We start from the raw sequence: 11,701 nt of genomic DNA, 5'->3' as shown, positions 1-11,701 counted from the left end.
CACACCCGCCGCCGGTACACCCTCCACCAGCGCTTCCAGCCCGGCCTCAAACCCCTCACCGTCGCTCGCCAGCACCACCGCCCGGTGCTCGAACACCGACCGCGTGATCACCAGCGACGAGGCCACATCCACGACCGACGCCTCAGCGCCGAGCTCCCCACGCACAGCCGACAGCAACCGCTCCGCCTGCGCCCGCAACGCGCCCTCGGACTTCGCCGACACCACCCACGGCACCGACGCCGGGGCCTCCCGCCCCTCGCCCACCGGCTCGGCAGCGCCCACCTCTGCGGGCGCCTGCTCCACGATGACATGGGCGTTCGTCCCGCTGATGCCGAACGACGACACGCCCGCACGCCACGACCGGCCCGTCTCCGGCCACGCCACCGCATCCGTCAGCAGCTCCACGGCGCCCGCCGACCAGTCCACATGCGGCGACGGCTCATCGACGTGCAGCGACTTCGGGAGCACCCCGTGCCGCATCGCCAGCACCATCTTCATCACGCCCGCGACACCGGCCGCCGCCTGCGTATGACCGATGTTCGACTTCACCGATCCCAACCACAGCGGCCGGTCCTCGGCACTCCGCTCCCGCCCGTAGGTCGCGAGCAGTGCCTCAGCCTCGATCGGGTCGCCCAGGGCCGTGCCCGTGCCATGCGCTTCGACCGCGTCCACATCGGCGGGCGAAAGTCCGGCGTTCGCCAATGCCGCCCGGATCACGCGCTGTTGGGAGGGTCCGTTCGGCGCGGTCAGGCCGTTTGACGCACCGTCCTGGTTGATGGCGCTGCCGCGCACCACCGCGAGCACCTGGTGCCCGTTCCGCCGCGCATCCGACAGCCGCTCCAGCAGCAGCATCCCGACGCCCTCGGCCCAGCCCGTGCCGTCCGCCGCCGACGCGAACGGCTTGCACCGGCCGTCCGGGGCCAGTCCCTGCTGCCTGCTGAACTCCACGAACAGCCCCGGCGTAGGCATCACCGTCACACCACCGGCGAGTGCGAGCGCGCACTCGCCCTGGCGCAGCGACTGGGCCGCCAGATGCAGGGCCACCAAGGAGGACGAGCAGGCGGTATCGACCGTCATCGCCGGGCCCTCGAAGCCCATGGTGTAGGAGATGCGGCCGGAAGCGGCGCTGACGGTGTTGCCGGTCAGCAGGTATCCCTGCAGCTCGTCCGAGGCGTCGTGCATCCGCGGGCCGTAGTCCTGGGACATCGCGCCCACGAAGACACCGGTCCGGCTCTTCTCCCGCCCGGCCGGGTCGATACCCGCACGTTCGAAGACCTCCCAGGAGGTCTCCAGCAAGAGCCGCTGCTGCGGGTCCATCGCCAGCGCCTCGCGCGGCGAGATCCCGAAGAAGGAGGCATCGAAGTCCCCGGCGTCGTAGAGGAATCCGCCTTCGCGGGTGTACGTCGTCCCGGCTCGTCCGGGGTCCGCGTCGTACAGCCCGGACAGATCCCAGCCCCGGTCCGCCGGGAACGCCCCGATGGCGTCGCCACCGGAGGCGATCAGCTGCCACAGCTCCTCGGGCGACCGCACACCGCCGGGGTAGCGGCAGCTCATGCCCACGATCGCGATCGGCTCGTCCGGGGCCACGCCGACCGGTGCCGACGCGGTCTCCTCTCGCCCGTCGTCGCCCAGAAGCCTGTCCCGCAGATGGCGAACGAGGGCCCGGGGCGTGGGGTGGTCGAACAGCAGCGTGGTCGACAGTCGCAGTCCGGTCCTGGTGTTCAGACGATTGCGGAAATCGACGGCGCCGAGCGAATCGAAGCCCAGTTCCTTGAAGGTCCGACCCAGATCGACGGCTTCCGGCCCTTCGTACCCCAACGCGGTGGCGACCTGGTCACGTATCAGGTCCGCCAGCATCTCCTCTCGCTGGACGTCGTTCAGCCGGGCGAGACGTGCCCGCAGCAGGGACGCCGCATCGGTCGCCGATATGTGGTCAGCGATGCCATCGGGGTCGGTCGTATCGGCCTCGGTGAGCGGGCTCGGCTGCGGCAGGGCCTGGACGTCCAGCCAGTACCGCTTGCGCTGGAAGGCGTACGTGGGCAGCTCGACCCGACGCGCACCCGTCCCCGCGAACAGCCCCGTCCAGTCGACAGAGGCCCCGGCCACATACGCCTCGGCCACGGAAGTCAGGAAGCGCTCCAGGCCGCCCTCATCACGGCGCAGCGACCCGACGGCCGCCACCTCAGAGCCATGCTGCTCGGCGGTCTGCTCCACCCCCACTGTGAGTACGGGATGGGCGCTGGCCTCGATGAACACCTGGAAACCGTCGGCCAGCAGCGCACGCACGGTCTCGTCAAAGCGCACGGTCTGACGCAGATTCCGGTACCAGTACCCCGCATCCAGCCCGGCCGTATCGAGCACCCCACCGGTCACCGTCGAATAGAACGGCACCGACGACGACCGAGGACTGATCCCCCTGAGCTCCCGCAGCAACTCCCCCTCGATGGCCTCCACATGAGCGCAATGCGAGGCGTAATCCACCGGCACACGCCGCGCACGGATCTCCTCCGCCTCACACGCGGCCAGAAACTCCTCCAACGCATCCACATCACCGGACACCACGACCGCCGACGGGCCGTTCACCGCCGCCACCGACAACCGCTCACCCCACGCCCCAAGCCGCTCCCGCACCTCCTCCACCGGCAACGACACCGACACCATCCCACCCAGCCCCGACAACGCACGCAACGCCCTGCTCCGCAACGCCACCACCCGCGCCGCATCCTCCAACGACAACGCACCCGCCACACACGCCGCCGCAATCTCACCCTGCGAATGACCGATGACCGCCGCAGGCTCCACCCCAAACGAACGCCACACCTCAGCCAGCGACACCATCACCGCCCACAACACCGGCTGCACCACATCCACCCGCTCCAACGCCACCGCATCCCCGAGCACATCCACCAACGACCAGTCCACAAACGGCGCCAACGCCACCGCACACTCACCCACCCGCTCCGCGAACACCGGAGACGACTCCAACAACCCCGCCGCCATCCCCACCCACTGCGACCCCTGACCCGGAAACACCAACACCGCACGACCATCACCACCCGCAACCACACCCCGCACCAGCCCCGGAGCACCGTCACCCTCAACCACCGCACCCAAGCCCTCGGTCAAAGCCGCACGGTCGGACCCCAACACCACCGCACGGTGCTCGAACGCACTACGCGTCGTCGCCAGAGAGAACCCAATATCGGTGACGGTTGCCTCCGCCCGAGCACCAAGGTGGGCGAGCAGCCCTGCGGCCTGAGCACTCAGCGCGCTCTCGGACCTCCCCGAGACCAGCCACGGCACGATGCCGGAAGGCAGTTGCCCTGTCTCCTCCGGCGCTTCGCCCTCCGGGTCGGCCGGAGGCTCCTGCTCCAGGATGATGTGTGCATTGGTGCCGCTGATCCCGAAGGACGAGACACCCGCCCGACGGGGCTCGTCCCCCTCCGGCCACGGCGTGGCCTCGGTGAGCAGCCTCACGCCGCCCGTCGACCAGTCCACATGGGGCGATGGCTCGTCGACATGCAGGGTCTGCGGCAGCAGCCCGTGCCGCATCGCCTGCACCATCTTGATGACGCCGGCCACGCCCGCCGCCGCCTGCGTATGGCCGATGTTCGACTTGATGGAGCCGAGCCACAGCGGCCGCTCCTCCGGCCGCTCCTGCCCGTATGTGGCCAGCAGCGCCTGCGCCTCGATCGGGTCGCCCAGCGTGGTGCCCGTGCCATGCGCCTCGACGGCGTCCACCTGCTTGGCGGAGAGTTTGGCGTCGGCCAGGGCCTGGCGGATCACCCGCTGCTGGGACGGGCCGTTCGGCGCGGTGAGCCCGTTGCTCGCGCCGTCCTGATTGATGGCGGAGCCGCGCACCACCGCCAGCACCGGGTGGCCGTTGCGGCGCGCGTCCGACAGCCGCTCCAGCAGCAGCATGCCCACACCCTCGCCCCAGCCCGTGCCATCCGCGGCCGCCGCGAACGGCTTGCACCGACCGTCAGCCGCCAGACCCCGCTGACGGCTGAACTCCACGAAGGTTCCGGGGGTGGACATCACCGTGACACCACCCGCGAGGGCGAGTGTGCACTCCTGACGCCGAAGGGCCTGACCGGCCCAGTGCAGCGCGACCAGGGACGAGGAGCACGCCGTGTCGACGGTGACCGCCGGGCCCTCGAGGCCCAGGGTGTAGGCCACCCGGCCGGAGGCGATGCTGCCCGCGGTGCCATTGCCCAGATAGCCCTCCACACCTGCGGGCAGCGAGGTCAGACCGGTTCCGTAGTCGTGGTACATCACACCGGTGAAGACACCGGTCTTGCTGCCCCGCACCGACTCCGGGTCGATACCGGCCCGCTCGAACGCCTCCCAGGCCGTCTCCAGCAGCAACCGCTGCTGGGGGTCGGTCGCGAGCGCCTCGCGTGGGGACATCCCGAAGAACGCCGGGTCGAAGTCGCCGGCGCCGTGCAGGAATCCGCCCTCGCGCGCATAGCTCTTGCCGACCGCGCCCGGGTCGGGGTCGTACAGCCCCTCCACGTCCCAGCCACGGTCCTGAGGGAAGCCCGAGATGGCGTCGTCGCCGGCGGCCACCGACCGCCACAGCTCCTCGGGCGAACGCAGCCCGCCCGGGTAGCGGCAGCTCATCGCCACGATCGCGATCGGCTCGTGGTCCGCGGACTCCGCTTCCTGGAGGCGCTGACGCGTCTGGTGGAGTTCGGAAATGACTCGCTTGAGATAATCCCGGAGTTTGTCTTCGTTGCTCATCGCGCTTTCCCAATCACAAGGCTGTCGGCAGATCGCGGAGGGGTATTTCTTCAGATTGCTTCAGAGAATTCCGAGATCCTCGTCCACCATCTTGAAGAGTTCGCCATCCGTCGCCGATTCGAGTTGGTCGACGAGAGCAGCGCTGCTGCTCGGAACTTCCTGTGCGTCGCCGTACTTTGCCAAGAGCTCCCGCAGGCGTGACACCACATCCGTGCGGCCGATCTCCTCCCAGGTCATCGCCGACAGACCGGCTTCGAGCTGATCGAGTCCCACGGATACGGGCACCGAGGTGGCGGCGGACCCGGCGTCCCGCGTCAGCTCGTGGTGAAGGTGCTGAGCCAGGGCCGTCGGGGTGGGGTGGTCGAAGACCAGCGTCGCGGTCAGACGCAGTCCGGTCACCGTGCCCAGCCGGTTGCGCAATTCCACCGCCGTCAATGAATCGAAGCCGAAGTCCTTGAACGCACGGCCCGGTTCCACGGTTTCGGGACCGCCGTGGCCCAGCACCGCGGCGACATTGCGCCGTACCGTGTCCAGCACCAGGCGTTCGCCTTCCGCATACGAGGCTCCGGCCAGGCGTGCCCGCAACGCCTCCGCCGCCCCGGCCGCTCCGGCCACTCCGGTGGATTCCGCCGTCGCCCGGCGAGCGGGCATCCGCACCAACTCCCGCATCACATGCGGTACTTCTGCGATGCCTTCATGCGCCGCAGACCTCCAGACCGTCGTATTCAGCCGTGCGGCGGCTACGACCGGGCCATCGCCCGCACAGGCGGCGTCGAACAGTGCGAGCCCCTCGGCGGACGACAGGGCGGAGATGCCGACCTGGTCCATCCGCCGCCTGTCCACCTCGGCCAGCCCCGCGGTCATCCCGCTGCGTTCCTCCCATAGGCCCCAGGCCAGCGACAGGCCGGAGAGGCCCTGCGCCCGGCGCTGTGAGACCAGCGCGTCGAGGACGGCGTTGGCGGCGGCATAGTTGCCCTGTCCGGCGGCCCCGAACATGCCCGCCACCGAGGAGAAGACCACAAACGCCGACAGATCGAGCCCGGCCGTCAGCTCATGCAGGGCGAGTGCCGCCTCCGCCTTCGGTCGCAGCACGGTGTCCAGCCGCTCCGGAGTCAACGACCCGATCACACCGTCGTCCAGCACGGCGGCGGCATGGACGACGCCCTTGAGCGGATGCGCGGCGGGGATGTCCGACAACACCGCACCGAGGGCGTCCCGGTCGGCCACATCACAGGCCGCCCAGGTCACCGACGCCCCGGCCGAGACCAGATCATCGGCCAGCTCGGCCGCACCCTCGGCCGCCGAGCCCCTGCGGCTGAGCAGCACCAGATGCCGCACACCATGGTCGGCCACCAGATGCCGCGCCAGCAGACCGCCCAGGGTGCCGCTGGCCCCGGTGATGAGGACCGTGCCCTCGGGGTCCCATGTCGCCGAAGCGCCCTGTTCCGCCTCCCCATCGGCTCGGACCAGCCTCGCCAGCAGTACGCGCCCTCCGCGTACGGCCAACTGCGGCTCGCCCGAGGTGAGGGCGGCGGCCAGCGGAACGGAGCCGAGCTCCGTGGGTTCGTCCACATCGAGGAGGAGCACTCGGCCGGGGTCTTCGGCCTGCGCGGATCGCACCAGGCCCCATACCGCCGCCCCTGCCAGGTCGTCCACGCCCTCGGTGGAGGTGGTGGCCACGGCGCCGCGAGTGGTGATGACCAGGCGGGAGTCGGCGAACCGCTCCTCGGCCAGCCACTCTTGCACCCCCTCCAGCGCCTGATGCGACACGCCACGCGGACCCTGGTGGGTGTCGCCACCGGTGCCGGTCGTGGAAGCCAGCAGCACCCACTCCGGCAGGGGTTCGCCCTCGGCGCCGGACCGGGCAAGCGCCTCCAGATCAGAGTGCGTTCGCACCTGCCAGCCCGCCGACCGCAGCGCCACGGCCAGCTCGCTGTCCTCCTCCCCGACCACCGCACAGCGGGCGGAGGACGGCGCGTCGGCCGGGAGCGGCATGGCGTTCCACCGCAGCCGGTACAGCGATTCATGGGAGGTGCCGCGCGCGGCGTCGATCTGCTCGGCGGAGACCGGGCGCGTCACCAGCTCTGCCACCGAGGCCATCAACCGGCCCGTCTCATCGGCCACGGCGAGCGACAGACCGTCGGCCCCGGCCGCCACCAGCCGTACGCGGACCGTGGTCGCGCCGGTGATGGGCGCTGACACCCCGTTCCAGGCGAACGGCAAGCGGACCCGCTCCGCGTCCGAGGCCACCAGACCACCGGGTCCCGCGACATGAAGGGCGGCGTCGAGCAACGCTGGGTGCACGCGGAAGCGCGCGGCGTCCGACCACTGCTCCTCGGCCAGTGCCACCTCGGCGAACACCTCGGTGAGCGCCTCGCCTTCGCGCCGCCAGGCGGCCCGCACCCCCTGGAACGCCGGCCCGTACGCGAGCCCGCCCAGCGCGAAGCGCTCGTACATGCCGCTGATGTCGATCGCCTCGGCATCCGCAGGCGGCCACACGCTCAGCTCGGCCGAGATCGCCGCCTCCGGCCACTCGGCCCGGGTCAGGAGGACACCGGTGGCGTGGCGCGTCCAGGGTTCGTCCTCATCAGCGGATTCCTGCCGGGAGTAGACGGTGACGGGTCGGCGGCCGTCGTCATCGGCTCCGGCCACCATCACCTGGAGCTGGATCGCACCCCGTTCGGGAAGGACCAGCGGCGCTTCCAGCACCAGGTCGTCCACCTGGTCACATCCGAAACGGCCACCGGCATGCAGCGCCAGATCCACGAAGGCCGTCCCCGGCACCACCACCGAGCCCAGCACGGCGTGGTCGGCCAACCAGGCGTGCGTACGCGCGGACAGCCGGCCGGTGAACAGGCATCCGTCGGAGTCGGGCAGCCTCACGGCGGCACCGAGCAGGGGATGTTCCTCGGACCGCAGCCCCGCCGAGGCCACGTTGCCCGCCGCCCCACCGGCCTCGAGCCAGTACCGCTTCCGCTGGAAGGCGTAGGTCGGCAGCTCCACGTGGCGTACGGGAATCGGCGCGAGCAACGCCGTCCAGTCCACCGGGACGCCACGGACGAAGATCCGAGCCAATGCCTCCTGGAGCGTGGCGCTCTCTCCTCGGCCGCTGCGCAGTGCGGAGACGAACTCGACGTCCGGTGCGCACTCCTGGCCCATGCCGGAGAGCACCCCGTCCGGCCCCAGCTCCAGGGAGGTCGTCACACCCGCCTCCGCGAGGGCCGCCATGCCGTCGGCGAAGCGCACGGTCTCACGGACGTGGCGCACCCAGTACTCGGCGGAGCACAGCGCCTCGGCATCCGCGACCAGGCCCGTCACGTTCGACACGACGGGGATACGGGGATGCGCGTACGACAGCCCCTCGGCCACCTGGCGGAACTCGGCCAGCATCGGCTCCATCAGGGGTGAGTGGAAGGCGTGGGAGACACGCAGCCGCTTGGTTTTGATGCCTTGAGCCTCAAACTGCCCGGCGGCCTCCGTCACCGCTTTTTCCGCCCCGGAGATCACGGTCGAGTACGGACCGTTGACCGCGGCCACACTCACCTCGGCTTCGCGACCGGCCAGGAGCCGCAGCACGTCGGCCTCGGCGGCCTGCACCGACACCATGACCCCACCCGACGGCAACGCCTGCATCAACCGCCCACGAGCCGCCACCAACGCACACGCGTCCTTGAGCGACACCACACCCGCCACATGCGCGGCCACCAGCTCACCGATCGAATGCCCGGCCACGAAATCCGGCCGCACACCCCACGACTCCACCAACCGGAACAGCGCCACCTCCACCGCAAACAACCCACACTGGGTGTACGCGGTCTGGTCCAGCCCCTCCGCGTCCCCGCTGATCACCTCCCGCAGCGGACGTTCCAACATCCCGTCGAACCGCGCACACACCTCATCGAAGGCATCCGCGAACACCGGGAACGCCTCGCACAGCTCCAGCCCCATCCCGACCCTCTGGCTGCCCTGACCCGAGAACAGCACCGCCAGCTTCCCCGGCACCGCCGAACCCCGCACCACACCGGCCGCCGGTACGTCATCCACCAGCGCTTCCAGCCCGGCCACGAAGCCCTGACGGTCACCGGCCAGCACCACCGCCCGGTGCTCGAACACCGAGCGCGTGGTCACCAGCGACGAGGCCACATCCGCGACCGATGCCTCGGCGTCCAGCTCTCCACGCACCGCCGACAGCAACCGCTCCGCCTGCGCCCGCAACGCATCCTCGGACTTCGCCGACACCACCAACGGCACCGGCGCCGACCCTGCGGATCCGTCGCTCACCGACTCGGCGACACGCCGTTCCTCCGGGGCCTGCTCCACGATCACATGCGCATTGGTCCCGCTGGCACCGAAGGAGGAGACACCCGCACGCCTCGGGCGACCCGTCCCCAGCCACTCCGTCGTGTCCGTGAGCAACCGCACCGCACCCTCGGACCAGTCCACATGCGGCGAAGGCTCGTCGACGTGCAACGTCTTCGGCAGTACGCCGTGCCGCATCGCCAGGACCATCTTCATCACACCGGCCACACCGGCAGCCGCCTGCGTATGACCGATGTTCGACTTGATCGAGCCGAGCCACAGCGGCCGCTCCTCGGTGCCCCGCTCGCGCCCGTAGGTCGACAGCAGCGCCTGTGCCTCGATGGGATCGCCGAGTGTGGTGCCCGTACCGTGTGCCTCGACCGCGTCCACCTCGGCGGCCGACAGCCCGGCACTCGCCAGCGCGGCCCGGATGACCCGCTGCTGCGACGGGCCGTTGGGGGCCGTCAGTCCGTTCGAGGCGCCGTCCTGATTGACGGCGGACCCGCGGACGACGGCAAGCACCCGGTGGCCATTGCGCCGTGCGTCCGAGAGCCGTTCCAGGAGCAGCACGCCGACGCCCTCGGAGAACCCCGTACCGTCCGCCGCTCCCGCGAACGCCTTGCAACGACCGTCGGCCGACAGCCCTCGCTGACGGCTGAACTCCACGAACAGGGCCGGGGTCGACATCACCGTCACGCCACCGGCGAGCGCGAGCGAACACTCCCCCTGGCGCAGCGACTGGGCCGCGAGATGCAGCGCCACCAGCGACGATGAGCAGGCGGTGTCCACCGTCACGGCGGGCCCTTCGAACCCGAAGGTGTAGGAGACGCGGCCCGAGGCGATGCTGCCGGCCGTGCCGTTGCCGATGTAGCCCTCGACTCCTTCCGGCACCGTGGCCGAGCCGTAGTCGTGGTGCATGACTCCGGCGAACACGCCGGTCTGGCTGCCGCGCACCGACGCCGGGTCGATACCGGCCCGCTCCAGCGCCTCCCACGACGTTTCCAGCAACAACCGCTGCTGCGGATCCATCGCCAGCGCCTCACGCGGCGAAATCCCGAAGAACTCCGGATCGAAGTCACCCGCGTCGTACAGGAAACCACCTTCACGCGCATACGCCGTGCCCCGGTGATCGGGATCCGGGTGATACAGACCCTCCAGGTCCCAGCCGCGGTCGTCCGGAAAGGCGGCGATGGCGTCTCCGCCGCGGGCCAGAAGCCGCCACAGATCCTCGGGGGACGTCACCCCACCGGGGAAGCGGCAGCTCATGCCCACGATGGCGATCGGCTCGTCCGGGGAGGCGGCCACCGACACACGACGTCCTGAGTCGGCAACCACCTCGCCGCTCCTGCCGAGCAGCTCATCACGGAGGTAGCGGGCGAGCGCCAGGGGCGAGGGGTAGTCGAAGACGAGGGTGGCGGGCAGGCGCAGCCCGGTGACCGCGTTCAGCCGGTTGCGCAGTTCGACGGCCGTCAGCGAGTCGAACCCGAGCTCCTTGAACGCACGCTCCGGCTCGACCTGCTCCACGTCGGAGTAGCCAAGCACCGCGCCGACCCCGCCACGCACGAGATCCAGCAGCGTCTGCTCCTGCTCGGCCTCGGAAAGCCCCGCGAGCCGGACGAGGTCACCGTGCAGGGCTGTGTCCATGCCCGGCGCGGCGTCCGCAAGGGCCCTCCGCGAGGGGGTACGCACCAGCCGGCGAAGCAACGGCGGTACGGCTCCGGCCCCACCACGGAGCGCTGCCGGGGCGATCCGCACGGGAACCAGCAGCGAGTGGTCCATGGCGCTCGCCGCGTCGAGGAGCGCAAGACCCTCGTCCGACGACAGCGGGATGACGCCGCCGCGCTCCATCCGGGCGACGTCGGCGTCGGCGAGGTGGCCGGTCATATCACTGCGTTCGGCCCAGAAACCCCAGGCCAACGACACCCCCGCAAGCCCGCGCGCCCGACGGCGCGCCGCCAGCGCATCCAGGAACATATTCGCCGCCGCGTAGTTCCCCTGCCCCGCCGCACCGAAAGTCGCGGCGGCCGACGAGAACATCACAAACGCCGACAGATCCAGATTCCGGGTCAACTCATCCAGATACACCGCGGCATCGACCTTCGGCCGCAACACCACATCGAGACGCTCCGGCGTCAACGACTCCACCACACCGTCATCCAGCACACCGGCCGCATGCACCACACCACGCAACGGACGATCGACCGGAATACGCGCCAACACCCCGGCCAGCGCCTCACGATCGGCGACATCGCAGGCCGCCACCGTCACCGACGCGCCCAGCCCCGCCAGCTCGGCCTCCAACTCCACGGCGCCAGTGGCCTCCCGGCCCCGCCGAGAGAGCAACACCAGATGCCGCACCCCCCGCTCGGCCACCAAATGCCGCGCCAGCAAACGCCCCAGCGTGCCGGTAGCACCGGTCACCAGCACCGTGCCCTCGGGATCCCACGCAAAGCCCGCCCCAGCTCCCTCAGCGGAAGCCGCAGGAGCAACGGCACGCGACAGCCGAGGCGCCAGGGCCTTCCCGGAACGGACGGCCACCTGAGGTTCCGCACACGACAGCACCGCCTGCAGCGCACCGGCCGACACCGGGACGTCGTCCACGTCCACCAGGACGAACCGATCCGGATGCTCAGCCTGCGCCGAGCGCACCAAACCCCAG

2 protein-coding genes are annotated in these 11,701 nt (G+C 70.6%); both read right to left on the bottom strand.

The annotated features are described in order from the left end of the window. A partial coding sequence (locus GWI24_RS31020) for a type I polyketide synthase (protein ID WP_210949234.1) occupies positions 1-4,743 on the bottom strand: 4,743 nt, incomplete at its 3' end. A 60-nt stretch (positions 4,744-4,803) separates the two neighbouring features. After that, on the bottom strand, positions 4,804-11,701 hold a 6,898-nt coding region (locus tag GWI24_RS31015; RefSeq protein ID WP_210949233.1), incomplete at its 5' end, for a type I polyketide synthase.

This window comes from Streptomyces sp. MK37H, from assembly GCF_018035285.1.
In the GTDB taxonomy this organism is placed as follows: domain Bacteria; phylum Actinomycetota; class Actinomycetes; order Streptomycetales; family Streptomycetaceae; genus Streptomyces; species Streptomyces endocoffeicus.
The sequence above is the reverse complement of the archived record's forward strand: the minus strand, read 5'-3'. Positions and strand labels throughout refer to the sequence as shown.